Origin of the sequence: Kutzneria sp. NPDC052558, from assembly GCF_044547355.1 — a bacterium.
GTDB lineage: Bacteria > Actinomycetota > Actinomycetes > Mycobacteriales > Pseudonocardiaceae > Kutzneria.
Genome location: NZ_JBIUAG010000003.1, coordinates 255123 through 279771, shown reverse-complemented (window position 1 = coordinate 279771; position 24649 = coordinate 255123). Strand labels below are relative to the sequence as shown.

Annotated in this window: 25 protein-coding genes and 3 tRNA genes; 8 read left to right on the top strand and 20 right to left on the bottom strand. The window is 69.4% G+C overall.

Annotated features, from left to right (window positions below):
- Positions 1 to 70: 70 nt before the first annotated feature.
- Positions 71 to 1426, bottom strand: a complete 1356-nt coding sequence (locus tag ACIG5F_RS07785; RefSeq protein WP_396516652.1) for a thioester domain-containing protein — start codon at positions 1424 to 1426, stop codon at positions 71 to 73.
- A 559-nt stretch (positions 1427 to 1985) separates the two neighbouring features.
- Between ACIG5F_RS07785 and coaA the strand changes: the two genes are divergently transcribed.
- Complete coding sequence (gene coaA / locus ACIG5F_RS07780; RefSeq protein WP_396516651.1) at positions 1986 to 2912, top strand: type I pantothenate kinase; 927 nt, start codon at positions 1986 to 1988, stop codon at positions 2910 to 2912.
- 321 nt (positions 2913 to 3233) lie between these two features.
- Here coaA and ACIG5F_RS07775 read toward each other — a convergent pair whose 3' ends face one another.
- From ACIG5F_RS07775 to ACIG5F_RS07765, 3 genes are read right to left on the bottom strand one after another with little or no spacing between them, the layout of a single operon-like run.
- Positions 3234 to 4145: a LysR family transcriptional regulator gene (locus ACIG5F_RS07775; protein WP_396516650.1), complete on the bottom strand. Its 912-nt coding sequence runs from the start codon at positions 4143 to 4145 to the stop codon at positions 3234 to 3236.
- Entirely contained in the window at positions 4145 to 5287 is a 1143-nt protein-coding gene (locus tag ACIG5F_RS07770; protein WP_396516649.1) for an NAD(P)/FAD-dependent oxidoreductase, read from the bottom strand. The genes ACIG5F_RS07775 and ACIG5F_RS07770 overlap by 1 nt, the downstream gene beginning before the upstream one ends.
- A 10-nt stretch (positions 5288 to 5297) precedes the next feature.
- Positions 5298 to 5603: a hypothetical protein gene (locus tag ACIG5F_RS07765; RefSeq protein WP_396516648.1), complete on the bottom strand. Its 306-nt coding sequence runs from the start codon at positions 5601 to 5603 to the stop codon at positions 5298 to 5300.
- A 208-nt stretch (positions 5604 to 5811) separates the two neighbouring features.
- Here ACIG5F_RS07765 and ACIG5F_RS07760 point away from each other — a divergent pair, with 208 nt between their 5' ends.
- Complete coding sequence (locus tag ACIG5F_RS07760) at positions 5812 to 6468, top strand: GntR family transcriptional regulator (protein WP_396516883.1); 657 nt, start codon at positions 5812 to 5814, stop codon at positions 6466 to 6468.
- Here ACIG5F_RS07760 and ACIG5F_RS07755 read toward each other — a convergent pair.
- A complete protein-coding gene (locus ACIG5F_RS07755) occupies positions 6449 to 7927 on the bottom strand; it encodes an aromatic amino acid ammonia-lyase (RefSeq protein ID WP_396516647.1) in 1479 nt (492 codons plus the stop codon). The two genes, ACIG5F_RS07760 and ACIG5F_RS07755, sit on opposite strands and share 20 nt — an antisense overlap.
- 161 nt (positions 7928 to 8088) lie before the next feature.
- Between ACIG5F_RS07755 and ACIG5F_RS07750 the strand changes: the two genes are divergently transcribed.
- A complete protein-coding gene (locus ACIG5F_RS07750; protein WP_396516646.1) occupies positions 8089 to 8520 on the top strand; it encodes an SEC-C domain-containing protein in 432 nt (143 codons plus the stop codon).
- A 175-nt stretch (positions 8521 to 8695) separates the two neighbouring features.
- Here the strand turns inward: ACIG5F_RS07750 and ACIG5F_RS07745 are convergent.
- Both ACIG5F_RS07745 and ACIG5F_RS07740 read right to left on the bottom strand, forming a co-directional pair.
- A tRNA-Arg gene (locus ACIG5F_RS07745) sits at positions 8696 to 8768 on the bottom strand.
- Between the two features lie 35 nt (positions 8769 to 8803).
- Positions 8804 to 8892, bottom strand: a tRNA-Ser gene (locus ACIG5F_RS07740).
- A gap of 193 nt (positions 8893 to 9085) precedes the next feature.
- On the opposite strand from ACIG5F_RS07740, the gene ACIG5F_RS07735 reads away from it, so the two are divergent.
- Entirely contained in the window at positions 9086 to 9838 is a 753-nt protein-coding gene (locus ACIG5F_RS07735) for a CoA transferase subunit A (RefSeq protein WP_396516645.1), read from the top strand.
- Positions 9838 to 10482, top strand: coding sequence for a CoA transferase subunit B (locus tag ACIG5F_RS07730; RefSeq protein WP_396516644.1), 645 nt, complete (start codon positions 9838 to 9840; stop codon positions 10480 to 10482). The genes ACIG5F_RS07735 and ACIG5F_RS07730 overlap by 1 nt, the downstream gene beginning before the upstream one ends.
- Here the strand turns inward: ACIG5F_RS07730 and ACIG5F_RS07725 are convergent, their stop codons facing one another.
- The 10 genes from ACIG5F_RS07725 to ACIG5F_RS07680 form a co-directional block, all read right to left on the bottom strand.
- On the bottom strand, positions 10483 to 11157 hold the full coding sequence (locus ACIG5F_RS07725) for a dienelactone hydrolase family protein (protein ID WP_396516642.1): 675 nt from the start codon (positions 11155 to 11157) through the stop codon (positions 10483 to 10485).
- Positions 11158 to 11246: 89 nt separating this feature from the next.
- Positions 11247 to 11822, bottom strand: coding sequence for a class I SAM-dependent methyltransferase (locus ACIG5F_RS07720; RefSeq protein ID WP_396516641.1), 576 nt, complete (start codon positions 11820 to 11822; stop codon positions 11247 to 11249).
- Positions 11819 to 12379: a hypothetical protein gene (locus ACIG5F_RS07715; protein ID WP_396516640.1), complete on the bottom strand. Its 561-nt coding sequence runs from the start codon at positions 12377 to 12379 to the stop codon at positions 11819 to 11821. The genes ACIG5F_RS07720 and ACIG5F_RS07715 overlap by 4 nt, the downstream gene beginning before the upstream one ends.
- 64 nt (positions 12380 to 12443) lie before the next feature.
- Complete coding sequence (locus ACIG5F_RS07710; RefSeq protein WP_396516639.1) at positions 12444 to 14018, bottom strand: SdrD B-like domain-containing protein; 1575 nt, start codon at positions 14016 to 14018, stop codon at positions 12444 to 12446.
- Between the two features lie 79 nt (positions 14019 to 14097).
- Positions 14098 to 15030: a hypothetical protein gene (locus tag ACIG5F_RS07705; RefSeq protein ID WP_396516638.1), complete on the bottom strand. Its 933-nt coding sequence runs from the start codon at positions 15028 to 15030 to the stop codon at positions 14098 to 14100.
- A gap of 76 nt (positions 15031 to 15106) precedes the next feature.
- The gene (locus tag ACIG5F_RS07700) at positions 15107 to 15775 is read right to left on the bottom strand and encodes a maleylpyruvate isomerase N-terminal domain-containing protein (protein WP_396516637.1); all 669 of its coding nucleotides are present in this window, start codon (positions 15773 to 15775) and stop codon (positions 15107 to 15109) included.
- 402 nt (positions 15776 to 16177) lie between these two features.
- Positions 16178 to 16564: a PIN domain-containing protein gene (locus tag ACIG5F_RS07695; RefSeq protein ID WP_396516636.1), complete on the bottom strand. Its 387-nt coding sequence runs from the start codon at positions 16562 to 16564 to the stop codon at positions 16178 to 16180.
- Positions 16561 to 16839: a hypothetical protein gene (locus ACIG5F_RS07690; protein WP_396516635.1), complete on the bottom strand. Its 279-nt coding sequence runs from the start codon at positions 16837 to 16839 to the stop codon at positions 16561 to 16563. Before ACIG5F_RS07690 ends, ACIG5F_RS07695 begins: the two co-directional genes overlap by 4 nt.
- A 211-nt stretch (positions 16840 to 17050) precedes the next feature.
- A tRNA-Ser gene (locus ACIG5F_RS07685) sits at positions 17051 to 17135 on the bottom strand.
- Between the two features lie 21 nt (positions 17136 to 17156).
- The gene (locus tag ACIG5F_RS07680) at positions 17157 to 17591 is read right to left on the bottom strand and encodes a MarR family winged helix-turn-helix transcriptional regulator (protein WP_396516882.1); all 435 of its coding nucleotides are present in this window, start codon (positions 17589 to 17591) and stop codon (positions 17157 to 17159) included.
- Positions 17592 to 17746: 155 nt separating this feature from the next.
- Here ACIG5F_RS07680 and ACIG5F_RS07675 point away from each other — a divergent pair, with 155 nt between their 5' ends.
- Both ACIG5F_RS07675 and ACIG5F_RS07670 read left to right on the top strand, forming a co-directional pair.
- The gene (locus tag ACIG5F_RS07675) at positions 17747 to 19441 is read left to right on the top strand and encodes a bifunctional metallophosphatase/5'-nucleotidase (protein WP_396516634.1); all 1695 of its coding nucleotides are present in this window, start codon (positions 17747 to 17749) and stop codon (positions 19439 to 19441) included.
- 458 nt (positions 19442 to 19899) lie between these two features.
- Positions 19900 to 20808, top strand: a complete 909-nt coding sequence (locus tag ACIG5F_RS07670; RefSeq protein ID WP_396516633.1) for a neutral zinc metallopeptidase — start codon at positions 19900 to 19902, stop codon at positions 20806 to 20808.
- 345 nt (positions 20809 to 21153) lie between these two features.
- Here ACIG5F_RS07670 and ACIG5F_RS07665 read toward each other — a convergent pair whose 3' ends face one another.
- Positions 21154 to 21792: a GNAT family N-acetyltransferase gene (locus tag ACIG5F_RS07665; RefSeq protein ID WP_396516632.1), complete on the bottom strand. Its 639-nt coding sequence runs from the start codon at positions 21790 to 21792 to the stop codon at positions 21154 to 21156.
- Positions 21793 to 21845: 53 nt separating this feature from the next.
- Between ACIG5F_RS07665 and ACIG5F_RS07660 the strand changes: the two genes are divergently transcribed.
- Positions 21846 to 22832 carry an NAD(P)H-quinone oxidoreductase gene (locus tag ACIG5F_RS07660; protein WP_396516631.1) on the top strand — a complete coding sequence of 329 codons (987 nt, stop codon included), beginning with the start codon at positions 21846 to 21848 and terminating at the stop codon, positions 22830 to 22832.
- On the opposite strand, the gene ACIG5F_RS07655 is transcribed toward ACIG5F_RS07660, so the two are convergent.
- Positions 22822 to 23451 (bottom strand): class I SAM-dependent methyltransferase, encoded by a 630-nt coding sequence (locus tag ACIG5F_RS07655; RefSeq protein WP_396516630.1) that lies wholly within the window; start codon positions 23449 to 23451, stop codon positions 22822 to 22824. The two genes, ACIG5F_RS07660 and ACIG5F_RS07655, sit on opposite strands and share 11 nt — an antisense overlap.
- Positions 23444 to 24643, bottom strand: coding sequence for a cysteine desulfurase-like protein (locus ACIG5F_RS07650; protein WP_396516628.1), 1200 nt, complete (start codon positions 24641 to 24643; stop codon positions 23444 to 23446). Before ACIG5F_RS07650 ends, ACIG5F_RS07655 begins: the two co-directional genes overlap by 8 nt.
- Positions 24644 to 24649: the final 6 nt, after the last annotated feature.

Genomic DNA, 24649 nt, shown 5'->3' with positions numbered 1-24649 from the left:
CTAACCGAAACAACCGTGGGGCCTCCCGTTTACACGGGAGGCCCCACTTGGCTCAGCGGATCAGCTGGTGTCAGCTGTGGTTGGCCTTACGGCGGCGAACGAAGAACAGCGCGCCGATGCCCGCGCCGATCAGCACGACGCCGGCGATGGCCGGGCCGATCACCGAGGCGCCGGTGTAGGCCAGCTCGTTGGTGTCAGCCGACGTGGTCGGGGTCGGCGTGGCACAGGTCGGAGCCGGGCTGGTGGTGGTCGTGGAGCCGCCACCGTTGCTCGTCGTCGTGGTCGGCGTCGTGGACGACACGCACGGGGTGGTCGTCGTCGTGGTCGGCGGCGCCGTGGTCGTGGTGGTCGTCGTCGTGGTGGTCGAGGTCGGCGCGACCGTCCAGGAGACGCTGGCTTCCTTGTGCAGCTTGATGTCGGTCGGCTTGGCGACGATCAGCGACTGCGAGATGGCCTTCTTGCTCGGCGTGCCGTCGGAGTTGGCGCCGACGAACAGGCGGCCGGCGTTGAGGTGCGCGCTCGCGTCGACGGCGAAGGAGCCCTTGCCGGCGTCGGCCGTGGCCGGCACCTTGACGTAGATCTGGGCGCCGTTGGCGACGTCACCGAGGGCCTTGCCGTCCTTGTCGGTCAGCGTGACGCCGTTGGGCAGCGTCGAGGACACCTTGACCGAGCCGGCGGTGGTGGTGACGGTGAACGGACCGATCAGGTCGCCGGCCTTGCCGGACAGCGAGGGCGGCGTCAGGTCCAGCGACGGGGTCGGCTGGGGCAGGTCCGTGGCGTGGGCCAGCAGGAAGTTGTACGCCGCCAGCACGTCGGCGCCGGCGTCCTTGCCGCTGAACGGCGTCGGGTCGCTCTCGTCCAGCTTCGCGCCGTCGGACAGGTGCCAGATGGCGGACTGGGTGGCGCTGATCGCCTCGGCCTCGCTCAGGCCGTTGTGCAGCTTGACGCCGGCCTTGGTCAGCGCGTCGGTGAGCGTCGCGGCGGAGACGTTCGGGTAGCTGTTCTGCAGGATCCAGTTGATCTGGCCCGCGTGCTTCTTGAAGCCGCCGTCGGTATCGCCGGGCGCGTCCTCGTAGGGGTACTTGTCCCACGGGACCTCGACCATCTTCACCTTGCCGTCGATGTCGACGTTCAACTCGACGCAGTAGGTGTAGACCTTCTGACCGTCAACCGTGATCGGGATCAGCAGCGTCCGCTCGGTCGCGTACTTGTCGCCGACGAGCTTGACGTTGAGGCCGGTGGTGGTGCCGATCTTGGCGTCCGACTGCGCGGACGGGGCCTGGTCGCGCGGGCCACGCGGCGTGGCGTAGCCGCCACCGTGGCTGTCGTTGTCGCCCGCGAACGCCAGCGGCGCCGCCGACATCAGGGCGATCGAGGCGCCGAGCACAGCGGCGGCGATACGACCCGGGTGGAACCGGTTTGCCATGACTCTCCTCGTTTGACTGCCTGCTAGCGCTGGTCCCCGACCTCTGACCTGCCCTGCGGTGTCACGGTTCGAGCAACACTGCCCCGAAAGGGCGTATCCGAAGCTCGTGACACATACTCCGAACAGGCGATATGCGCCTCGTTCGGTGAAAGTCCTGTGTGGAACGCGGCGTCACAGTACTCGACAGGGTGACGACAGCTTCCGTTGCCTCACCCGATAGTGGTTGACCTGCGGAAACGTCACCCGGACGTGGCGCGACACGAAGATCGACTAGCCGAGCTGGACTCGGTTATCACCGAGCGTCACGAAAATTGCCGACGCCGCCAATGAATCAGAGTCGGGCCAAGTTATCCACAGGCCAACGTTTCCGCTGGTCACATCGACGCAAACGATTACGCCCCCATGAAACGTGGGCTTCTCGCGATAAGATCGTTATCTAACGGAGACAACTTGATCTCGACCATTGCTCCATTCGTGGCAAACCCTCCGCTGCTCAGCGTCGTCAACATCACGTGTCGCGGGGGTGAACGAAACCCGGACCGACGGGGACACTGTGCACGTGACCCGAGCCCGGGACCTGACCCCGTACGTGGAGCTGGGGCGAGAGCACTGGCGCGAGCTGCGCGCGGCCACGCCCATGAGCCTCACCTCCGAGGAACTGCACCGACTGCAGGGCCTCGGCGATCGGGTGTCGCTGGACGAGGTCGCCGACATCTACCTGCCGCTGTCCCGGCTGATCAATCTCCAGGTCGCCGCCCGGCAACGGCTGCACGCCGCCACCACCACGTTCCTCGGCGAGCCGTCCGAGAAGGTGCCCTTCATCATCGGCGTCGCCGGCAGCGTGGCCGTGGGCAAGTCCACCACCGCCCGCATCCTGCAGGCGCTGCTGGCCCGGTGGAGCGACCATCCGCGGGTCGACCTGATCACCACCGACGGCTTCCTGCTGCCCAACGGCGAGCTGGAGCGGCGGGGCCTGATGACCCGCAAGGGTTTTCCGGAGAGCTACGACCGCCGGGCGCTCGTCCGCTTCGTCGCCGACGTCAAGGCCGGCGCCCCCGAGGTCGAGGCGCCCGTCTACTCCCACCTCAGTTACGACATCGTGCCCGGAACCCGGCAATTGGTGCGGCGGCCCGACATTCTCATCGTCGAGGGCCTCAACGTGCTCCAGCCCGGCGCCCGCCTCGCCGTCTCCGACCTGTTCGACTTCTCGATCTACGTCGACGCCCGCACCGACTGCATCCAGCAGTGGTACGTCAGCCGCTTCCTCAAGCTGCGCGACACCGCCTTCGCCAACCCCGCCTCGTACTTCCACCGCTTCGCCTCGCTGACCGACGAGCAGGCCGTCGCCAGGGCCACCCAGATCTGGCAGGAGATCAACGAGCCCAACCTGGTCAACAACATCCGCCCCACCCGCGGCCGCGCCACCCTGGTGCTGCGCAAGGAAGCCGACCACTCCATCAGCCGCGTCCGCATGAAGAAGCTCTGATCAGCGCTGGCGGACGTCGTAGTTCGCGATCAGACGGGCCGGTACCACCGTGCCGGTCCCGATCAACTGCCCTGTCCACATTGCTCACGCCCATGACAATCCCGTCAGTGGCAAGGTGATCCCTTGCGGGCGCGGCAACCGCCGGCCATGCCGGCGAGAGAAAGCAGTCTGATCAGCGAACCCCAGACCTAGCCGGCCCCTGGCCCAACCGCAGTGCCCACCCAACCCAAGGGGGCGTCCCCCGCTGCCAGCCTACTCAGCCGCAAGGGCTTCGTGGCGGGTGAAGATCCAGATGTGGACAACTCGGCCCCTGTGGACAACTCAGGCCCAGCGTTGGGCGATGGCGGCGCACTGGGCACGGAGGGCGTCCAACACGATGGGCAGCAGGGGGTTGGTGTTGCTGGGGCGGTGCAGGGCGAGAATGCGGCGGAAGACCTCGGAGTCGGCGATGCGCAGGACGCCGAGGCCGGAGTCGGCGCCGATGGCGAGTTTGGGCACGACGGCGACGCCGAGGCCGCGGCGGACGAGGGAGCAGACGACGCCGTAGTCGTTGCTACGCAAGGTGATTCGGGGGACGAAGCCGGCGGTGGCGCAGAGGCGTTCCAGGGACTTGGAGCCGGCGGTGTCGCTGCGGGTGCAGATCCAGCGCTCGTCGGAGACCTCCACAAGGGACGCGTCGGGCCGGGCGGCCAGGCGGTGCGCGGGCGAGGTGACGAGCACGAGGGGCTCGGACAGCAGCGGGGTGGCGACCAGTTCCCGGGGCCAGGTCCGAGGATCGAGGTCGTAGGCGAACACGACGGCGGCGTCGCGGTCGCCGTCGAGCACGCCGGCGAGGACCTCGTCGGGCTCGCCTTCGTCCAGCAACACGTCGGCGCCGGGGCGGCGTTCGACGATGGCGGCGAGGGTGGAGGCCATGATCCGGGCGTTGGCGGTGGCGAAGCTGGCCAGCCGCAGGGTGCCGGCGTCGCCCCGGGTCAGGGCCCGCACCTCACGCTCCAGTTCGGACAGTGCGGCGAGCGCGTCCCGGCTGAGCAGGGCCATCCGCTCGGCGATGGCGGTCGGCCGGACGCTGCGGGCGGAGCGCTCGAACAGTTGGGCGCCGACCGCCCGTTCCAGCATGGCGATCTGTTGGGACACGGCGGAAGTCGTGTAGCCGAGCAGGCGCGCGGTCTCGGCGAACGAGCCGGTCCGGACCGCCTCGGTCAGGGTGCGGAGGTGGATGGGGTTCAGCATCAGACGCAGTTCAGTTCGGGACGTTCCGAACTGGCCGCGAAACGGTCGGCGGACAGACCGGACACGTCGACCACGGTAGGCACGCCGAGCACCAGGTCCCGCAGCACCTCGCCGACGGCCGGCCCTTGCAGGAAGCCGTGCCCGGAGAACCCTGTCGCGTACAGCAGCCGGCTGACGCCGCGGGCCTCGCCGATCAGGGCGTTGTGGTCGGGACTCATCTCGTACAGGCCGGCCCAGCGGTGGGCGATGCCGACCTCGGCCAGCGCCGGCGCCCGCCGCTGCACGGCGTCGGCCAGCCCGGGCAACCATTCGTCGCCGGTGCTCAGGTGGAAACCCGGCTCCTGGTCCGGATCGGACATGCCGACCAGCAGCCCCGGCCCCTCGGGATGGAAGTAGAACGTGGTGCCGAAGTCGATGGTCATCGGCAGCTCGGCGGGCAGGTCGGGCATGGCCGCCGTGACGATGATCTGGCGTCGCAACGGCTCCACCGGCAGCGGCACGCCGGCCATCTCGCCGACCGCCGCCGACCACGCGCCGGCGGTCACGACAACTGTTGACGTGTCGACAAGTCCCTGTGTCGTCCGCACACCGGTGATCACGCCGTCCACGACCTCGATGCCGGTCACCGCGCAGTTCCGGCGAATCCGGGCGCCCAGCGCGCGAGCGCCGCGGGCGTAGCCCTGGACCACGGCCTCCGGTGTGCAGTGACCGTCCGTGGGCGAGAAGGCGGCGGCGAGCAGGCCGTCGCCGACGACCAGCGGCGACAGTTCGAGCGCCTGGTCGACGGTCAGCATCCGGCTCGGCACGCCGAGCTCGTTCTGCAGCCGGACGCCCGCCTCGAACGCGTCGACGTCGGCCTCGTCGTCGAGCAGGAACAGGTAACCGTGCTGGCGTAGGTCGATCTCCGCGCCGGGCCGCTGGCCGAACCGCTCGAACGCGGCCAGTGAGCGCCGGGCCAGCTCGATGTTGGCCGGGTCGGAGAACTGGGCCCGCACCCCGCCGGCCGCCCGACAGGTGCTGCCGGAGCCGAGTTCGTCCCGTTCCAGCAGCAGGACGTCCACGCCCGCCTCGGCAAGATGGAAGGCCGTGGACAGGCCCATCACACCACCGCCGACGACGATCACCTCGGCTCGCTCGGTCATGTGATTCACGCTAAGCCAGGATCGCGGCGAGCACGCCGGCAAACAACCCAATTAGCGCACACAGCGCAGCGCCGGTGCGAGGGTACGGCCGACCGGGCGCCCATCGCAGGACCAGCACCAGCGCCTGGGACACCAGCAGCGACGCGGCCACCAGCACGCCGATCGAGCGCAGCCCGCCGCCGGTGAAGCTGCTCGGCACCTGCGGCACGAACAGGGCCGCCGCCGCGATCACCGACAGCCAGATCGACACCACCGGCCCGACGGTCACCACGAGCACCAGCAGCGCGAACAGGTGCGCGGCGCGTTGCTCCTTCACGCCGTCAACCGTAGTTGTCGTGGGCGGAACGGGGTGCCCATCCCCCGTCCCGCCCACGTACCCGCGAACGCCCGGCCGGTCTCACTGTGGCATCGAGGCCGTCACACGCTGGGGTGGAGCTTGGCCGCCCGAACCGGTGAAAATATATTGTTCAACGGTTGTCGCCGAAGGGAGCCCAGTGGCCGATCCGACCGGCGGGCCGGTGGAGATGCTCGCCGCCGACCGCCTCCAGCTGGACCGCGTGAGCACCGCCGAACGCGTCTCCGAGGTGCTGCGCACCCGGATCATGGTCGGCGACCTGCCGCCGGGCACGCGGCTGTCGGAGGAGGCGATCGGCACCGCGCTCGGCGTCTCCCGCAACACGCTGCGTGAGGCGTTCCGGCTGCTCACCCACGAGCGACTGCTGGTGCACGAGCTGAACCGCGGCGTGTTCGTGCGGACGCTGACCAAGGACGACGTCACCGACCTGTACCGGCTGCGCAAGGTCGTCGAGTGCGGGGCGCTGCGCTACGCCGAGGTCACCGACGAGGATCTGCGACGCGTGCAGGCGGTCGTGGACGAGGCCGAGGCCGCCGCCGCGCGGTCGGACTGGGTCGCGGTCGGCACCCAGAACCTGCGTTTCCACCAGGCGCTGTGCGAGCTCGCCGGCAGCCCCCGGGTCGTCGACATGATGCGAGGCATCCTGGCCGAGCTGCGGCTGGTCTTCCACGTGATGGGCGATCCCCGGCGCTTCCACGAGCCCTACATCAAGCGCAACCAGGAGATCCTGACCGCGCTGGCCGAACAGGGCCGGGAACGCGCCGAGCAGATGCTGGCCCAGTACCTGGACGACGCCGAGCAGCAGCTCACGCAGGCTTATCTGTGACGCGTCGCAGCTGCTCGGCCATCTCCACGTGCTCGCCGGTGAGCAGCGCGCTGGCCGTCATCAGGTCCACGGTCAGCGGCCGGTCCTCGGTCTCCGTCGGCAGGATGCGCACCGCGTTGTCGAACGCCGCGCGCAGCTCGACGCTGTTGTTCGGGCTCAGCTGACGCATCCGCAGCACCCGGACCGCCGCGATCAGCTCGCACGCCAGCACGATCACGAAGTGCGGCACCACCTCGCCGGTCATCCGCGCCGACTGGGCCGAGAAGCTGGCGTGCTCCTCGACGCCGCGGGACAGCGTGGCGTGGCCGAGCACCGCCGGCATGGCCATGGACCGGAAGCTGGCCAGCGAGGCCGCCGCGGTGTACTCGATCACCATCAGGCCGGAGCTGCCGCTCGCCTCGTCCGCCGCGAACGGCCGCAGGCCCGTGTAGTTCGGCTCGCACAGCATGGCCAGCCGGCTCACGCACAGCTGCGCCGTCTGCAACGCCGACAGCCGGGCCTTGTCCAGGGCGAGGCTGAGCGTGATGCTGTGGAATCCGCCGTGGTGGAAGACGTCGCCGTCGAGCACCGACACCAGCGGGTTCTCCGCGCCGGCGTTGATCTCGATGCTGAGCACCTGCTCCAGCGCCGACAGGCCGTCCACCGCCTCGCCGTGCACCTGCGGGAAACACCGCAGCCCGAACGGGTCCTGCACACGGGCCGGCGTGTGCGTGATCTCGCCGAGCAGGTCTCGGATGCGCCGCGCCACCAGCTGGCTGCCATGGTGCGGCCGCGACTGGTGCACCACCTCCGAGAACGGCTCGGGCGAGCCGTCCACCGCGAGCAGCGACAGCGCCGCCGTCGTGCACGTCTGGTCCAGCAGGGCCGACAGCTGGCCCTGCGCCAGCACCGACTGGCCGATCGTCAGGGCGTTGCTGCTCAGGAAGGCCAACGCGTCCGAGGTGGCGAAGTCGATCGGCGGCAACGGGTGCGGGCCCATCCACGGCTGCTCGCCGAGCAGGGTCAACGCCAGTTCCGCCAACGCCGTCAGGTCGCCCGTGCCGATCGCGCCAATCGAGTGCACTTGCGGGTGGCAGCCCGCGTTGAGGGCCAGCGCCAGCGAGTCGACGACGTGCTCGGACACCCCGGAGTGGCCGGCGAGGATCTGGTTGGCGCGGACGACCATCATCGCCCTCGCCTCCGTCTCCGGGATCAGCGGTCCCGTGCCGCCCGCGTGGCTGCGCAGCAGGCGTCGCCCGAAGGCGGCCACTTCCTGCGCCTCCACGCTGACCATGCGGTTGGCGCCCACTCCCGTGGTCCGGCCGTAGACCGGACGCCGGCCCGTGACCTCCTGGGCCAGGTCCGCCGCCCGCCGCACCCACTCCCGTGCTGTCGGGTCGATGCTCACCGGCTCGCCGCGGACGGCGACCGCGATCACCTCCGCACACGTCAACGACTTCCCGTCGAGCACAACTGCCACGCCCGAAGGTTAACTCCTCAACAACCACAGTCCAGCGCCGTGAGCGGATCCGGTTTCCCCAGCTCGTCGCCCGCGTCCGTGCGCCGTTGCATCCCAGTCCCCAGTAGTAGGCCACCACCGGCGCCGCCGGATCCAGCTCGGCGCCTCCGTATCATCGTCCAATGGCGCTGAGCGACTCGGATTGGACTTCCCTCGGCGGAGATGGCACCTACCACTATTCTGCGACGGCACTCGTGGTTTTCTGGCCTGAGTCCGAACACGAGAACCTGATCGCCCGGTGGCCGGGCCTGACCAGCAGGGTTGGCACGACCTGGGATGAACACCGGCGGCGGGTCGAGCAGGAGTGCGCGCTGATCTCGGACGACGGCTACACGGTCAAGCAGACACCCGGCGACATCCCCGGCCTTGAGGCGTTCCTCCGCGACAAGGACGTCAAGAAGCCGCAAGCCTCCGATCTGGAGGGCTATCCGGACCTGCGTACACAGCCCGACCTGACGCCTTGGCCACCGGCCAGGACCGCGGCCTGCTGGTGCGGCTCTGGACGCAAGTACAAGCAGTGCTGCCGCCCACACGGCCTCGGCTCCCTCGACTGACCTCAACCAGCACGAGGCAAGCCCCGTAACAGCGCCTCACCCAGACACCGGCCCAACAGCGGGGGTGCAGGGGGGCGAAGCCCCTCCTGCCTAGGGGCGTGGGGCGAGAGCCCCACAAATGACAACGAGCGATGTTGGCCGCGCTTTCTGCGGCCACACATCGCCCAATCGCCCGTGCGCCCGAAGGGATTCGAACCCCTAACCTTCTGATCCGTAGTCAGATGCTCTATCCGTTGAGCTACGGGCGCTTGTTCAGTTGTCATCCTAGCAGAGCAGGATGTTGCGGAGGCTCCGGGATTTGAACCCGGGATGGGGGTGAACCCAAACCGCATTAGCAGTGCGGCGCCATAGACCAGACTAGGCGAAGCCTCCCCGGAGCCCTCGGCTACCGTCGATAAGACTACACACTCCGCCCGCAGGCTCCAAAACGGGGGGTCAGAGGGGGTGTGACCTGCGGGTACGGCCTGATGGGTGTGGCGGGGGCCACGTGCTGTGGGTGGTGGACGCCTCCGGCGCCCGGTCACTAGCGTGAGCGGGTCCACATCGACGTGGCCGGGGAGTGACAATGGACAAGGTGCGGCCGTCCGCGGCGGACGCGGTCAGTGATCTGCCTGCGGGGGCGACCCTCGCCGTGGGGGGATTCGGGTTGTGCGGGATTCCGAGCGATCTGATCGGAGCGGTGCACGACCTGGGGGTTGACGACCTGAGGGTGGTGTCGAACAACTGCGGCGTTGACGACTGGGGTCTGGGTGTCCTGCTGCACGACCGGCGGATCTCCCGGATGACGTCCTCGTACGTGGGCGAGAACAAGGAATTCGCCCGCCAGTACCTCTCCGGCGAGCTGGAGGTGGAGCTGGTCCCGCAGGGCACGCTGGCGGAGCGGCTGCGGGCGGGCGGCTGCGGCATCCCGGCGTTCTTCACGCCGGCGGGCGGCGGCACGCAGATCGCGGAGGGTGGCCTGCCCTGGCGGTACGCGCCGGACGGCGGGGTGGCGGTGGCGTCGCCGCCGAAGGAGACCCGGGTCTTCGACAGCCGCGAGTACGTGCTGGAGGAGGCCATCACCACGGACTTCGCGTTGGTCCGGGCGGCGAAGGGCGACCGGCACGGGAACCTGGTGTTCACCAAGTCGGCGATGAACTTCAACCCGCTGTGCGCGATGGCCGGCCGGGTGACGGTGGCCGAGGTGGAGGAGCTGGTGGAGCCGGGCGAGCTGGACCCGGAGCACGTGCACCTGCCGGGCATTTTCGTGCAGCGGGTGGTGCTGGTGACCAACAGCGACAAGCGCATCGAGCGCCGGACCGTGAGGGAGGCCCAGTGATGGGGTGGAGCAGGCAGGAGATCGCCGCCCGGGCCGCGCGGGAGCTCGAGGACGGCCAGTACGTGAACCTGGGCATCGGCCTGCCGACGCTGGTGCCGAACTACCTGCCCGAGGGCGTCACGGTGGTGCTGCACAGCGAGAACGGCATTCTGGGCACCGGCCCGTACCCGACGGACGACGCGGTGGACCCGGATCTGATCAACGCGGGCAAGGAGACGGTGACGACGCTGCCGGGCGCGGCCTTCTTCGACTCGGCGCTGTCGTTCGGCATGATCCGCGGCGGCCACATCGACACGGCGATCCTGGGCGCCATGCAGGTGTCGGCGTCGGGCGACCTCGCCAACTGGGCCATCCCGGGCAAGCTGATCAAGGGCATGGGCGGCGCGATGGACCTGGTGCACGGGGCCCGTCGGGTGATCGTGATCATGGAGCACACCGCCAAGGACGGCTCGCCGAAGATCCTCAAGGAGTGCTCGCTGCCGTTCACCGGCCGCGGCGTGGTCCAGCGGATCATCACCGACCTGGCCGTGCTGGACGTCACACCGGACGGCCTGCGGCTGGTGGAGCTGGCGCCGGGCGTGTCGGTGGACGACGTCCGGTCGGCCACCGAGCCGGAGATCTCGGTGGCCGCCGGGGTCGCCTGATCAGCGCAGGTGTGAGTCGAACCAGTTGAGGGTGCGCTGCCACGCTTCGGCACTGGCCTTCGGGTCGGTGTCGAAGCGGTGGTTGGCCTGCGCCACCCGGACCACGTCGGTGGCCACGTCGGCCGACGCCGCGGCGTCGCGCAGTTTGTCGACCTCCTCGGCGGTGATGTGTTCGTCCTGCTCGCCGTAGAGGCCGAGCCAGGGGCAGCTCAGCTCGTGCGCGACCTCGACCAGCGAGGGCAATCCGTCCGACAGCGGCGTGAGAATGCCGCGGCCGGACACGCTGACCGCCGCGCCGATGGCGCGCCTGGTCGCCACGATCAGGGCGGCGGCGCCACCCAGGTCGAAGCCGATGACACCGGTCCGGTCGGGGGTGATGCCCCGTTCGGCGAGCCACACACAGGCGACGTCGATGTCCGCGAGCACGGATTCGACGCCCAGCCGCGGCAGCTGGTCGTCGCCCAGCTGGTCGGCTTCCGGGTAGAGGTGCGGCGCCACCACGAGCCAGCCCTCGGACGCCAGCGATCCGGCCAGCAGCCGGACCGTGTCGGTGACCCCGCGGGCTTCGTGCAGCAGCACCAGACCGCCCCGCGCTGCACCGTCGGGTTCCGCGGCTGTCACGCGCAGCTCACGGCCGTCGGTCAACGGCAGGTTCTCGGTCCTGGTTTCCGTCATCTCACCACCCAATCACGCCGGGGTGAACTCCAGTCAACGCGACCGGCCCCCTGGCCCACCGAGTGTTGCCTACCCGTTGTGATCCACGTCTAAACGCCGCGGGGCCGCCGCATCACGTGCACCAGGGCGGGCGGCACGTTGCCCCAGATGGTCCGGGTGAGCACGACTTCCTCGAAGCAGCGCCGAAATCCGGCCAGCTGTCGCTTGGACGGGCCGGCCCAGCGGGTCCAGGTGTAGGTGAACTGGGTGAAGGCGCCGGCCGGGTCCATGGCCGCCGCGACGGCGTCGGTGAGGCTGCCTCGGTATGCCGCCCACGGCAGTCCGCTGATCACCACTTCGGCCCGGATTGCCCGTTCCGCCAACAGTTCCGGCAGTCGCTCGGCGTCGGCGACGATGACTTCCACGTCGGGGAAGCGTGTGGCCAGCACGTCGGCCAGGCGCGGGTTGAGTTCCACGGCGAGGTGCCGGCCGCGGCCGTCCAGCCGGGACTGGATCACCTCGGTGAACGCGCCGGTGCCGGGGCCGAGTTCGACGACAATCGGCTCGCCCCGTTCGGGAATCGGCGCCACCATCTGCTCGGTCAGCGCCTTGGAGCTGGGGATCGCCGACGCGGTGGTGAGCGGGGAGCGGACGAACTCCCGGAAGAAGACTCCTGTGTTGCTCACGGCGCGGCCCCAGTCAGTCGGCGGTCGGTGCGGCGCACACCGTACGGACCGAGCGCTAACAGGAAGCAAACTGCGGTGAGTGGGATCAGGTCGAGACTGCACACGGCCAGCGCGGCGCCGATGGCCAGCAGCACCGGGCTCCACCATCCGAGTTCACGCCGGTTGAGCAGGGCCAGCGCGATCAGGCACGCGTAGAACAGCGCCGGGCCGACCACGTAGACGCCGGGCAGCAGGCCGGGCACCGACTCGACCTGGTCGTACAGCGCGGTCATTCCGGCCTGGTCGCCGGCGAGCGCGCCCACCACGATGTCGATCACCGCCTGGGCGACCGCCGCGGTCGCCCCGAGCAGGCCGATCGCCGCCACCACCGGCGCGGCGCCCTCGCGGTCGCCGAGCGTCAGCAGCACCGGCACGAACAGCACGAACCCGGCCAGGAACAGCAGGTGGGACACCGTCCAGGCGACGCCCGGCCCCTGATCGGTGAGCAACCGCACCACGCCGTAGCCGCCGAGCAGCAGCGGCGCGGCGACAAACGCCATGTCCCGTACCTTGACCATGCTTCGAGCCTGCGCCGTGGCCCAGGCTCGAAGCATCAGGGTTCGACCCTGGCGTTGCCCTGGTTCAGCTGGTCCGACGTCGCCGGGACAGCAGCACCAGCGTGAGGCCGATGACCAGCGCGCCGATGGCCGCCCCGGTCAGGGTCGCCACGTCGGCGGCGCCGGTGTTGGCCAGCACCGGCGAGGCCTGCGGGGCCGGCGTCGTCGGGGCCGTGGGCGTCGTCGGGGACGGGTCCGGCTGGTCCTGGCCCGGCGCCACGGCGATGTCCGCTCCGGGGTTGTCGCCCTCGAAGAGGGTCCACGGCTGGCTGTCGACCAGCTTCCACGGGCCGACCAGGCCGATGTCGTACAGGCCGGCGGGCACACCGGTGAACTTGTACTTGCCGGCGGCGTCGGTGACCGTGCTGGCGACGATCTTCTTCACGATGTGGTCGGTCAGGTAGATCTTGACGCCGGCGACCGCGGTCTTGTCGTGCAGCAGCGTGCCCTCGACCGACGCCACCGCGCCGGTCACCCGCGCGAGCACCATTTCCGCGTGCACGCCCTCCGGGTACGCGGGGAACTGGCCGAAGTCGCAGGACAGGTCGGTGTAGCCGTAGCGGTGCGCCTCGGCGGGCACCGGCGACGTCACGTCGACCGTCACCGTCCCGTGCGCGAGCACCGTGACCCCGCGTTGGCCGATGGCGAGGTCGCCCCAGCCGCTCAGGTCACCGCCCATCGCGTGCGACTCACCGCTGCGGTCGCAGGCCGCCGTGATGCCAGCCAGGTTGTAGTCGCCGCTGTTGGTCAGCGTCACCGTCACGTGGGCGGTGTCGCCGACCGCATAGGTGTCGGCGTTCAGCTTCACCGACGCCTTGAGGGTGTCGGCGACAGGTCGCCGACCCTGCACCGTGACTTCCAGCGCCTTGTCGTCGACCTGCCACTGCGCGGCCGGCAGCACATAGCCCTGTGTGGCCCCGAAGCTCGCCGTGTACGGGCCGGACGGGATGTCCTTGAACGCGAACTTGCCGTCGGCGTCGGTCTGCGCGGCCGGCAGCGTCTTGCTCGGCACGCCACCGGTGATCGTGACCTGGACGCCGGACAGGCCCTCGCCCTTGTCGAACTTGCCGTTGCCGTTGACGTCGCCGTACAGCGTGCCGTGGATGCTGCCGGTGGTCGGCGTGACGGTGGCCGCGTCATCGGCCCGGAACGTGCTGTCCACCGGCTCGTAGACGCGCACGATGGCCCAGCCCTTGATCGGCTTGCTGGGGTCGATGACGGAGCCGGTGAACGTCCGGACCTCGGTGGCGCCCGGGGCCATGGCCACGCCGGGCCCGTTGAGCCAGATGCTCTGCCAGTCCTTGATGTCCCACTTGAGGTTGTCCGACCCGGCGACCAGTCGCACCGCGGGCACCAGGGCCTCGCCGGTGTTGGTGATCTTGATCGAGCCGGTGACCGTGTCGCCCGAGTGGTACGACGGGTGGTCGAACTTGATCGACACGTCGAACTTCGGCGTGGGCTGGTCGGTGTGCTGCTGAACGCTCGACCCGTCGCCGGTCGGCGTCTCGTCGGCCGCCGCGACACCGCTCAGTGCCGTGGTCAGCGCAATGGTCAGCGCACCGGATCCGACCGCGATCCGGCGCAGCAGGGTGTGCGTCAAGAGAAGAACCCCTCCCCTGGTTCGGTCACCCGGCACAAGCCGGGTCTATCGCCAGGATCGGCGGTTACCGCTCGTCGCGTTACACAATCGACGGAACGGACCTCAGAATCGCCCATTGCCCGAGCTCGCGGCGCAGCTCCGGATCCCACACCCAGTCGGCCAACCTTGTCGCCGCGTCAACCAGACGCTTATCCCCGTGCCGCAACGGTTCCCGCACCGCGATCTCGGCCAGGCAGGCCCTCGCGACCTCGTCCGCCGACGGCAACACCGAGGCGAGGTCCTCGAATTCGTCCGGAAACCAGTCAGCGACCGTCGACACCAGACCCGCCGTCGCACGGGCCTCTTCAGCCGCTGTCACCAGTTGCAGCTCACGGCTTCGGGTCATGGCCCACCGGTACAGCCCGACCCATTCCGCTCGCCGTCTCTGGCCGTGGGCCCAGGTCGAGCCGCGGGCATGGGACCAGATCCCCGTCAGCTCCGATTCGTGGCCTCTGCCCAGCCAGCGGTCCCGCTCCGCCTCGCTCATCTCCAGCAGGGCCCGCATCCGTTCCTTGCTCACCGACTTCGGCCGCGCGGCCCGGTTGGACGTGATTTTGAGGACCCGCCCGATTTCCTCGTCCGCATCGACCCACACGGAGGTCTCGGACTCGCGTTGCCAGTACTCCCGCACGTATGGCGGTCCGTCATCCACCTCGACCAACTCAACCCCGCGCCGCGTCAGCTCGCCCTTCAACGCCTCGAAACTCAACGCCTTCCGGTACTTCCGCCCGTACCTCTCGACCACCGCGGCACCGACTGTGCTGCGCCGATCCCGGGCTCGCCCGTACCCCAACCGATGCGTCTGCACCGAGAAGTGCGTCCCCCACCAGCCTCGCCCCCTCGACCGCGGCTCGTAGAAGAACTCCACCAGGCCGTAGTCGCGCCACATCCCGCTGCCGTTGCGGTTCTCCCAGTGTCGGCCCAGCACCTTGGCCACCGCGTCCACCGGCGTCCCGTGGTCGACGCCGAGCACCTCCCCGGACTCCACCACATCCCCGAAAAACCCCAAATCACCCACACCGCAACCCTATCCTCGCCCGCCAACCAGTTTACGACAACAACGGAAACTTCTCACCCCGTTCACCCAACACCTCGCGCTCACTTTCCGTCAATTCCCGCCGCCCAGTCCCCACCACCAGAAATTCCTGATCACTCCACCCCAACTCCTCCGACGGCTCTTCCCCCAACAACTCCACAAACACCGGCCTCACCACCCCCAACGCCGCCTCCGTAGTCCACGGCTCCCTCCCCAACGTGATCGCCACATCCACCCCGTGCGCCGCCACCGCAATCACCCGCGTCGCCACCCAATCCCCCAACCGCATTGCCCCCTTCCCCCGCACCTCCACAACCCTCCCCAGGTCATCACCCTCGAACAACCCCACAGCTTCCCTCGCAACCCTCTCAAACCACCCCACCGCCGACTCCCTCGCCAACACTTCCCCAGCCAACTCCCGCGTCCTATCCACATTCCCCTGCCGATACTCCACCGTCCCCCGCTCCGCCCGCCGATAGTAATCGGCCGCACTCACCAAATTCGCCCTCTCCTCGCCATGCGGCAGCCTCCCCTTCAATCGAACACTATCCCCCATATGCACCACCAACTCCCCCAAATCCCACGGCGGACAATTAGTCAACACCCCAAATTCCGTCACCTCTCCGAGGACGCCAAGCAACGCCCCGCACTCTTCCTTCAAGGCCCCCACTACATCAGTCATACCCCCAAACTAATGCCACCGAGGCCAAACGAGCCAGGATCCCAGTGCAGGGCGAGCGCAGCGAAGCCCCCGAGTGCAATGGCAAGCGCCAGCGAACCGAGCCGAAGGGGGGTGCAGGGGGGCGAAGCCCCACCTGCCTCGGGGCGTGGGGCGAGAGCCCCACAAAACACCTGGAACGCCCCAGCGAGGCGCCAAAGGCGCCGAGCAAGGCACACCGACGAGCGGAAGCGGATGCGATCCCCCCGGACCCTTGCGGGTCTTCCGCTTTCAAGCTGGACGAGGCTCAGCACACCGTGCTCGTCTGTCGCTTAGCTGGACAGATGCACCGTAGCAACGAGCGCAGGTCATCGAAGGTGTGATCATGCCCGCGCGTCGCGAGCCACCGTCACCCGTGAGGCACCCTCACACTTTCACGACGGTCACGAGGTGACCGCACAGCATCGCGATGTCGTCCGGGTCGGAGGTGAGGATGGTCGTCGGCCCGCGAGCAGCAAGTGCTGTGGCGGCCAGCATCGCGTCGATGGCGTACTTGTGGCCATGGTATCCGGCGCGCTCCAGGAGAACGCCCGCTTGCTTGGCTATTTCGGCCGTAACCGGCTCGACAGTCAAGCGAGAGGTCACCCAGTCGAACGCGGCTCGGTTGATCCGGGGGTGGATCACCTCAACCAGGGTCGCGGCGCTGGTGATCACCCGCTCGTCCGCGGCACGTGCCGCGGCCAGCCAGGCTGTCAGCTCACGGTCGCGAAGCACCGCCTTGGCAAGCCCTTCGCTGTCCAACACCAGGGTCATGTGGCACCAGCGCCGCGCTGCTTGTCGCGCAGCTGCGCGAGCTGCTGACGTTTGACCTCGATCTCCTCCGCGGTGACGGGCCCATGCTCGGCCTCAGCCGCAGCTATGAGCTCATCGAGGTTGTCGCGTTCGATCTGCCGCTGGACCGCCGCCTCGATGTAGGCGGACACACCTCGCGGACCGACCCTCCCTCGGACAGCACCGATCGTCCCGCTGTGCATCGACACCGAGACAACAGTGGTGGCGCCTTCGCCCGGGACCTGCTCGTCCGCCATGACCCCACATTAACAAAACTTCTAACAATCAGCCCTGGCGCAGGCGCACCGAAGCCCCCCGAGTGCAATGGCGAGCGCCAGCGAGCCGAGCCGAAGGGGGGTGCAGGGGGGCGAAGCCCCTCCTGCCTTGGGGTGTGGGGCGAGAGCCCCACAAAACACCTGGAGCGCCCCAGCGAGGCGCCAAAGGCGCCGAGCAAGGCACACCGACGAGCGGAAGCGGAGGGATTTGAACCCCCGGACGGTTGCCCGTCTTCCGCTTTCAAGGCGGATGCATTCGGCCGCTCTGCCACGCTTCCCTGGGGTGTCAGGGTAGCCGGTCAGTCGTCGGGGGTCTCGGCCAGCATGGCGCCGATGCGTTCGAAGACCTTGGCCAGGGTGGCCTGTTGGGTCTCGGTGGTGAGGTCGATCATGTGGCGGCGGACGCCGGCGACGTGGGTGGGGGCGGCTTCGCGGAGTTTGGCCATGCCGGTGTCGGTGAGTCCGGCGTAGACGCCGCGGCCGTCGCTGGAGCAGTTGTCGCGTTCGACGAGGCCGGCGCGTTCCATGCGGGCGATCTGGTGGGAGACGCGGCTCTTGGAGGAGGCGACTTCGGCGGCGAGCACGCTCATGCGCATGCGGTGGTCGGGGCGTTCGGCCAGGCGGACGAGCACCTCGTAGTCGGCGAGGGTGATGTCGTGGGCGTCGACGAGCTCGCGGTGCAGTTGGCCTTCCAGCAGGATGCTGGAGACGCGGTAGGCCCGCCAGGCGGCCATTTCGCCGTCGTCGAGCCACTGGGGTTCGCTCACCCGTCAAGGCTAACCGTCACGTCCCGTTCAGTCGCTGAACCCTGGCGTCGTGGCCGGACACGAGGCACACTCCCTCGCCGAACGCCCGAACGGGGAGTCGGGCGCATTCCGGAGGGATCGACATGATCGTTTTGGCTAGACGGCTCGGCGCGCTGGCGGTCACCGCCGCGGCGGCGCTGACGCTGACCGGGGCGCCGGCGCAGGCGTCGCCGGCCCCGATCGACGTGCGCCTGATCGGGTTCAACGACTTCCACGGCAATCTGGAGCCGCCGGCCGGCTCGTCGGGCCGGGTGACGTTGTCGGACGGCACGTCGGTGGTGGCGGGCGGCGCCGCGTACCTGGCGACGCACGTCAAGCAGCTGCGCACGAAGAACACGCTGGTGTTCTCGGCGGGTGACAACGTCGGGGCCTCCCCGCTCGCCTCGGCCTTGTTCCACGACGAGCCGACGATCGACTTCATGAACGACATCGGCGTGAACGCGTCGGCGGTCGGCAACCACGAGCTGGACAAGGGCTACCAGGAGCTGCTGCGCAAGCAGTTCGGCGGCTGCGCCGAGGACACCGGCTGCCAGTTCGACCAGCCGTTCAAGGGCGCCAAGTGGCCGTATCTGGCGGCGAACATGACGTTCGACAACGGGCTGCCGGCGGCGCTGCCGTTCACGGTGGACTTCGCCGGCGGTGTGCCGGTCGGCGTGATCGGCGTGCCGTTGAAGGACCTGCCCAGCGTGACCTCGGCCGACGCGATCAAGGGCCTGAAGTTCGGCGACGAGGTGCAGGCGATCAACTCCTCGGCCGATGTGCTGGACCGGCTGGGCGTGAAGACGATCGTCGTGCTGCTGCACCAGGGTGACAACACCGAGGGCGGCGGCCCGGACGACTGCAAGACTGATCCGGGTCCGGCGCTGGCGATCGCCCAGGCGGCCTCGCCCAAGGTGGACGTGATCTTCTCCGGGCACAGCCACCAGCAGTACAACTGCACGGTCAACGACCCGGCCGGCAACCCGCGGCCGCTGATCCAGGGCGCCTCGTTCGGCCGGCTGCTGTCGGTGGTTGACCTCAAGATCGACCCGAGGACCCGGGACGCGATCCGGAGCAAGACGGTGGCGCACAACGAGGTTGTCACGCGGGACGTCACGCCGGACCCGACCGTGCAGACCCTGGTGACCAAGGCCGTCACGCAGGCGGCCCCGATCGCGAACAAGGCGGTCGGCACGATCACCTCGGACATCGTGGCGGCGCAGCAGCCGTCGGGCGAGTCGCCGCTGGGTGACGTGATCGGCGACGCGCAGCTGGCGGCGACGAAGTCGGCGGGCGCGCAGGTGGCCCTGACGAACCCGGGCGGCATTCGGGCGGACCTGAACTTCAAGTCGGCGACGGCCGGCGTGGCCGACGGCACCGTGACCTACGCGAACGCCTTCACCATCCAGCCGTTCGCGAACATCCTGCAGACGGTGACGTTGACCGGGGCGCAGCTGAAGGCCGTGCTGGAGCAGCAGTGGCAGCCGCAGCCGAACGGCACCGTGTCGACCAAGATGCTCCAGATCTCGTCGAGCCTGCACTACACGTGGTCGGCCTCGGCGCCGATCGGCTCGCGGGTCACGGCGATCACCGTGGACGGCCAGCCGGTGACCCCGGACGCCAGCTACAAGGTGACCGCCAACAACTTCCTGACCGGCGGCGGCGATGGTTTCAGCGTGCTGAAGCAGGGCACGGGCATCGTCGGCGGGGCGATCGATCTGGACGCGTTCACCGCGTACCTGACGGCGCACCAGAATCTGGCGCCGCCGGCCGCGGATCGGGTCACCCGGACCTCTTGACCCTGGGTGACCAGCACAATCAACCGATTCAGGTACCCACAGGGGGTTGTGATCAAGGTCACGTAGGAGCAAGCTCGGAACACGGATGGCCCAGCGGGAACAGGTTCGCGGATCGCCCGGGAAGGGACCAGGTGGTGCTATGGCGGAAGAGCTTCGCTGTGACGGTCGGCGTGTCGGCTGCACCCCCGCGGCCGGACCGGTCGGTGCCTGTCCGGTCGCGATTGCGAGCAGCGCCAGCTAGGTCTCGGGTGCGCACATCCGTTCGCGCACGTCGACGATGTTGAGCCCCACATCGGATGCGTTTCAGGGCGCACCTGGTGAGGTTCCACGCCAACCTCGCGACGACCGCGACCGTCACTTTTCCGGAAGAACCTGGGTGCGGTGGCCTTCGGGGGCACCGCACCCAGGCATGTCCGGGCTCCGCCTATCGTGGACGTCGTCGACGAACGGGAGGAACCGTGCAGTTCAACGACGACGCGGACCTGGACACCTCGCAGGTCCAGGACTACCGGGGATCCGGTGGCGGCGGTGGCGGCGGCTTCGGTTTCCCGCTGGGCGGCCTGGCGCTGGGCGGCGGCGGCATCGGCATCGTCGGGTTGGTGCTGTGGCTGGTGATCAGCCACTTCGCCGGCGGCGGCTCGTCCAACCAGCTGTCCGGACAGCCCAACAACTCCACCATCAACCAGTGCAAGACCGGCGCGCAGGCCAATGCCAGCCAGGACTGCCGGGACGTGGCCCTGGTCAACTCCATCCAGGCCTACTGGGGCGACCAGTTCGCGCGGTCGGGCAAGACCTACCGCAAGGCCACCACCATCTTCTTCACCAACCGGCAGCAGACCGGGTGCGGCACCGGCACCACCGGCATGGGGCCGTTCTACTGCCCCGCCGACCAGCACGTGTACATCGACCTGAGCTTCTTCAAGGAGCTCCAGTCCCGTTTCGGCGCCACCGGCGGCCCGTTCGTCGAGGGCTACGTGCTGGCCCATGAGTACGGACACCACGTGCAGAACCTGCTGGGCACCTCCAAGAACATCGGCAAGGGCAGCGGCGCCACCTCCGGCTCCGTGCGCCTGGAGTTGCAGGCCGACTGCTACGCCGGCGTGTGGGCCAACCACGCCACCAGCACTCCCGCTTCGAACGGCAAGCCGCTCATCACCAACGTGTCGCAGCAGGACATCAGCAACGCCCTGGACACCGCCGCCCGCATCGGCGACGACTTCATCCAGAAGAACCTGGGCAGCGGGCAGGTCAACTCCGGCTCGTTCACCCACGGCACGTCCTCGCAGCGGCAGCACTGGTTCACCACCGGCTACCAGAGCGGAAACCCGGCCTCCTGCGACACCTTCAACACCGACAACCTGGGCTGACGCCGGTTATCCACAGCCTCCGAGTTGTCCACATCTGGATCTTCGCCCGCCCCGCTGCCCGCCCTCCGTCGATAGGCTGGCAGCGGGGGACGCCCCCTAGGGTTGGGCGGGCAATGAGGTTGGGCCGGCAATGAGGCTGGGCCGGCACAAGCATGCCCGCGGTAAGGCGGAGTACGCGCTGTCGGTAACTGCGGCGCACGAAGCACAACCACGCGGCCATCAGCGCAACGCCCGCGGCGGTGGCGGAGAGTCGGCACGCCAAGCCAACCAGCAGCGGGGAGAAGCGCTTCGCCGACCGCGGCATGAACTGCCGGAAACCTACATTCGGTATGTCACCTGCGGGGTTCAGGAGAGAAGGAGGGGGAGGGCTTCGTCTACGCCTTCTACGGTGAGTTTCCAGTGGGGGCGGAAGGTGGCGAAGCGGTCGGCGGTGACGAGCATGCGGAGTTGGACGGCGGGCTGGCCGCGGCGGCTGTCGCGCAGGGTGCCGTCGTCGATGTAGCCGAGGGAGCGGCTGACGCGCAGCGAGGGCTCGTTGTCGACGTAGGCGGAGGTGCGGGCCTGCACGGCGCCGAGGTGGTCGAAGGCGAAGCCGAGGACGGCGGCGCGCATCTCGGTGCCGTAGCCGTGGCCCTGGAAATCACGGCCGAGCCAGGAGCCGGTGCTGACCTCGCGGGTGACGGCGAAGTTCTGGGCCGACATGCCCTGCTCGCCGATCACCTTGCCGTCCAGGCGAACCAGGAAGTGCAGGTGCCAGTTGTCGGGCCGGGTCTTGACCCGCTCGGACCAGTAGTACCGGAGGTTCGAGATGCCCAGCTCCGAGTCGGGAACATCGGTCCACGGCACGGAGAACGGCATGTACTCGGGCGGATGGACGCCGGCGCGGGCGACCTCGATGAGCTGGTAGAGGCCGTAGTCGTCGTCGGGGCGCAGTTCGAGTCGCTGTGTGCGTAGCACCAGGTTCCGCAGTGGCCAAGGCTCCATGACGTGATGGTGCCCGCGAGGCGTCGGCGCGGCCACCGGATTACGGTCGGGCCATGCACGCGATCACGATCAGGCAGCCGGGCGGCCCGGAAGTGCTCGAATGGGCGGAGACGCCGGATCCCACGCCACGGCCGGGCGAGGTGTTGCTGGAGGTCGCCGCGACGGCGGTGAATCGGGCGGATTTGTTGCAGAGTCAGGGTTTCTACCCACCACCGAAGGGCTCATCGGAGATTCTGGGCCTGGAGTGCTCCGGCACGATCACGGCGCTGGGCGATGGCGTCACGGGCTGGCGAGTGGGCGACGAGGTGTGTGCGCTGTTGGCCGGCGGCGGTTACGCGGAAAAGGTGGCGGTGCCGGCGCCGCAGCTGCTGCCGGTGCCGAAGGGTGTGAGCCTGGTCGACGCGGCGGCCCTGCCGGAAGTGGTGTGCACGGTGTGGTCGACGGTGGTGCAGATGGCGGGCCTGACCGAGGGTGACGTGCTCCTCGTGCACGGCGGGGCGGGCGGGATCGGCACGTGTGCGATCCAGATCGGCAAGGCGCTCGGCGCGACGGTGGCAGTGACGGCAGGCTCCGATGAGCGGCTGGCCAAGTGCCGGGAGCTGGGCGCCGACATCACGATCAACTACAAGTCCCAGGACTTCGTCGAGGAGGTCCGCAAGGCGACCGACGGACACGGGGCGGACGTGGTGCTGGACAACATGGGCGCCTCCTACCTGGCCCGCAACATCGCCGTGTTGGCGATGGACGGCCGAGTGGTCAACATCGGCATGCAGGGCGGGGTGAAGGGCGAGTTGGCCATCAACGACCTGATGGCCAAGCGTGGCGGCGTGCTGTCGGCCGGCCTGCGGCACCGCCCGATCACTGGCAAGGGCAGCAAGGAAGAGATCGTCGCGGACGTCCGGACCCGGCTGTGGCCGCTGGTGGAGGCCGGTCAGGTCCAGCCGATCATCGGCCACACGCTGCCGATGGCCCAGGCAGCGCAGGCGCACCGCGCGCTGGAGGCTTCGGAGGCGTTCGGCAAGATCCTGCTCACGGCGTGAGCAACGCGTACCCGATGCTCTGCTCGGTGCGGAAGCGCAGCGCGAACTCCTGCCGCCAGCGGTCCATCACGGTCAGCTCGCCGGGCCGTCCGATGTCGTCGAGCAGCACGGCGGCCCCGGGCGCGAGCACGCCGCGGAAGACGGGCATGGCCGGGTAGCGGATCAGGTCGTCACCGGACGGGCCGTCGACCAGCAGCAGGTCGACGAGCCCGAACCGGTCGACGTACTCGGACACCTCGTCGTGCACGGTCTCGGGCGCGTACCAGCCGGCCTGGCCGATGGCGGCGGGGTGCGGCATCAGGGGCACATGCACGACTCGGGCCACGTGTCCGAGGCCCTCGCGGCGCAGCTGGCTGGCGACGAAGGCGGCCTGCCGCTCGTCGTGCTCCAGCGACAGCAGGTGCCCGAAGCCACGGCGATTCAGCAGCCGGGCGATGAGCACTGAGGCGGCCCCGCAGCCGCATTCGACCAGCACGCTACGGGCCCCGAGCAGCACCTCGTCGAGCAGCACGGTGAGACCGGCCGGCCGCAGGTCCTGGCGGGTGAACGGCAGGTACTCGGTCATCAGCGGCGCAAGCCGGATCCAGGCCGACACGTCGGCCAGCTCGCGGCTATCCAATGTCGGCCAGCGCGCGGATCAGCTGGTCGACCTCCATCTGGTTGGTGTAGTGCGCCAACCCGATGCGCACCGCACCGCCGATCTCGCCGACGCCGAGCACGGAGAACACGCCGTTCTGGCCGGGGTCGGCGAAGGCGCACACGCCCCGTTCGGCCAGGTGCTCGACCGCTTCGACGGCCTTCACGCCGGTCACGGTGAAGGCCAGCGAGGGCACGCGGCGCATGGCGTCGCCGATGACCATGGCGTTGCGGGACCAGCGCAGTTCGTTGATCAGATGCGCGAGCAGCCCGGCCTGGTACGACTTCACCGAGCCCAGGGAGCTCGTCAGCCGTTCCCGGCGCGGCCCGACGGCGGCGTCGTCCAGGGCGGCCAGGTAGTCCACGGAGGCGACGAGCCCGGCCAGCAGCGGGTAGGGGTGCGGTCCCAACTCCAGCCGCTCCGGCCCGCGGGCCCCGGCCTCCAGCGCCACCGACGGCAACCGGTCCAGCAGCTTGGCGTCCCGGAACACCAGGGCCCCGACCGGCGGCCCGCCCCAGGCGTTGGCCGACACGACCAGGACGTCCGCGCCCATGGCCACGATGTCCAGCGGCATGAACGGGGCGGCCGAGGAGGCGTCCACGACCACGAGCGCGCCGGCGTTGTGCGCGGTCTCGGCGATCTTGCCCAGGTCGGGCCGGGTGCCGACCGCGCCGGAGGCGGCGGTGATGGCGACCACCTTGGTCCGGGCCGAGACCAGTTCGTCGTACTGCCAGGCCGGCAGTTCACACGTCTCGATGTCGATCTCGGCCCAGCGCACGGTCCCGCCGGAGCGCTGCGCGGCCCGCTGCCAGGGCGAGACGTTGGCCGGGTGGTCCAAACGGGACACCACGACCTCGTCACCCAACAACCACCCGTCGCCGAGGGCGTCGGCCAGCCGTTGCAGCAACACCGCGGAACTGGGTCCCAGCACCACCCCGGCCGGGTCGGCCCCGACGAGGTCGGCGACGGCGCGACGGGCCGCGTCCACGATCGCCTCGGCCCGCTGGGACGCGGGAAAGATGCCGCCAGGCCCGGAGACCGGGGCTCGCAGGGCGGTGGAGACGGCGGTCGCGACCTGCTCGGGCACCTGCATGCCGGCCGGCGAGTCGAGGTGCACCCAGCCGTCGCCGAGAGCGGGGAAGAGCCCACGGACCCGAGCGACGTCGAACGCCATGGCACA

Bases quoted from the DNA above. Each gene is read 5' to 3' on its own strand.
- ACIG5F_RS07785 (WP_396516652.1), bottom strand. From the start codon at position 1,426: ATGGCAAACCGGTTCCACCCGGGTCGTATCGCCGCCGCTGTGCTCGGC.
- ACIG5F_RS07775 (WP_396516650.1), bottom strand. From the start codon at position 4,145: ATGCTGAACCCCATCCACCTCCGCACCCTGACCGAGGCGGTCCGGACC.
- ACIG5F_RS07770 (WP_396516649.1), bottom strand. From the start codon at position 5,287: ATGACCGAGCGAGCCGAGGTGATCGTCGTCGGCGGTGGTGTGATGGGC.
- ACIG5F_RS07760 (WP_396516883.1), top strand. From the start codon at position 5,812: ATGCTCGCCGCCGACCGCCTCCAGCTGGACCGCGTGAGCACCGCCGAA.
- ACIG5F_RS07750 (WP_396516646.1), top strand. From the start codon at position 8,089: ATGGCGCTGAGCGACTCGGATTGGACTTCCCTCGGCGGAGATGGCACC.
- ACIG5F_RS07735 (WP_396516645.1), top strand. From the start codon at position 9,086: ATGGACAAGGTGCGGCCGTCCGCGGCGGACGCGGTCAGTGATCTGCCT.
- ACIG5F_RS07730 (WP_396516644.1), top strand. From the start codon at position 9,838: ATGGGGTGGAGCAGGCAGGAGATCGCCGCCCGGGCCGCGCGGGAGCTC.
- ACIG5F_RS07725 (WP_396516642.1), bottom strand. From the start codon at position 11,157: ATGACGGAAACCAGGACCGAGAACCTGCCGTTGACCGACGGCCGTGAG.
- ACIG5F_RS07715 (WP_396516640.1), bottom strand. From the start codon at position 12,379: ATGGTCAAGGTACGGGACATGGCGTTTGTCGCCGCGCCGCTGCTGCTC.
- ACIG5F_RS07700 (WP_396516637.1), bottom strand. From the start codon at position 15,775: ATGACTGATGTAGTGGGGGCCTTGAAGGAAGAGTGCGGGGCGTTGCTT.
- ACIG5F_RS07695 (WP_396516636.1), bottom strand. From the start codon at position 16,564: ATGACCCTGGTGTTGGACAGCGAAGGGCTTGCCAAGGCGGTGCTTCGC.
- ACIG5F_RS07690 (WP_396516635.1), bottom strand. From the start codon at position 16,839: ATGGCGGACGAGCAGGTCCCGGGCGAAGGCGCCACCACTGTTGTCTCG.
- ACIG5F_RS07680 (WP_396516882.1), bottom strand. From the start codon at position 17,591: ATGGCCGCCTGGCGGGCCTACCGCGTCTCCAGCATCCTGCTGGAAGGC.
- ACIG5F_RS07675 (WP_396516634.1), top strand. From the start codon at position 17,747: ATGATCGTTTTGGCTAGACGGCTCGGCGCGCTGGCGGTCACCGCCGCG.
- ACIG5F_RS07665 (WP_396516632.1), bottom strand. From the start codon at position 21,792: ATGGAGCCTTGGCCACTGCGGAACCTGGTGCTACGCACACAGCGACTC.
- ACIG5F_RS07660 (WP_396516631.1), top strand. From the start codon at position 21,846: ATGCACGCGATCACGATCAGGCAGCCGGGCGGCCCGGAAGTGCTCGAA.
- ACIG5F_RS07650 (WP_396516628.1), bottom strand. From the start codon at position 24,643: ATGGCGTTCGACGTCGCTCGGGTCCGTGGGCTCTTCCCCGCTCTCGGC.